Raw genomic sequence first — 941 nt, 5'->3', positions numbered from 1 at the left:
TGCCGCGAGCGGCTGCGCCCTCCGTTGGCCGATGCGTTGCGCAAGGCCGGGGATGAAGTGGATTTCCGCCGCCGTCTGGCTGTCATGAACATGGACTTGGTGCTACGCCGCAATGAATCCGGCAGGATTTACGGGGTAACCTTCATCGACCATACGAGCCGTACCGTGCTCAACGGTTCCCGGCTCGGCAAGGAGTTCTCCGCCAATGTGCTGGAAGCGCGTTTCAACCCGCAATCCGAACCGGTCTGCAAAGTACAGCCTCACGTGGCAACGCCTGAGCCGGAAACCGGTACGGACGGTAAGGTACTGGGAGGGCTGTTGTCCGTCATTGAGCCGGAAACCGGTGCCGTTCCGCGCTATCCGCGCCTGCACAAGCCTGACAAGAAGAAACGCCGCCGCAGGTACGGGCGGCAGGACTGAATGCAGTCCGGATAACATTCAACCGAATTTCAATCACCGTTAAAACAAGTATAACTTATGTCACAGGAAGATGATTTGAGAGGGCTGGCCAAGGTCATGGACTTCATGCGTGCCCTCAGCGTATTGTTCGTCATAGTCAATGTATATTGGTTCTGCTACCCCTCGATGAAGGAATGGAACATCGACATCGGGGTGGTGGACAGGATACTGCTCAATTTCCAGCGGACGACCGGGCTGTTCTCGTCCATTCTTTGGACAAAGCTGTTCGCCCTTGTGTTCCTCGCGCTCTCCTGCTTGGGGACGAAAGGCGTGAAAGAGGAAAAGATTAAGTGGCCGCATATCTGGGCGGCGCTTGCCGCCGGTATCGTGCTGTTCTTCTTCAACTGGTGGCTGCTCGCCCTGCCGCTGCCCCTTTCGGCGCGTACCGGTTTCTATCTGCTCACCTTGTCCGCAGGCTACGGCTGCCTCTTGGCCGCCGGGGTATGGATGTCCCGACTGCTCCGGCAGAACTTGATGGAGGA

The 941-nt window shown here is 57.7% G+C and carries 1 protein-coding gene and 1 pseudogene; both read left to right on the top strand.

Annotated elements, in window-relative coordinates:
• Positions 1–420 (top strand): annotated as a pseudogene (locus M3090_RS15400) (relaxase/mobilization nuclease domain-containing protein); the annotation flags it as partial.
• A gap of 57 nt (positions 421–477) precedes the next feature.
• Positions 478–941 (top strand): YWFCY domain-containing protein (locus M3090_RS15395; RefSeq protein ID WP_249057736.1); only part of this gene is annotated, 464 nt, incomplete at its 3' end.

The organism is Bacteroides sp. ET71 (genome assembly GCF_023336905.1).
In the GTDB taxonomy this organism is placed as follows: Bacteria; Bacteroidota; Bacteroidia; order Bacteroidales; family Bacteroidaceae; genus Bacteroides.
Note: the sequence above shows the minus strand (reverse complement) of the source record. Positions and strands in the feature narration are given on the sequence as shown.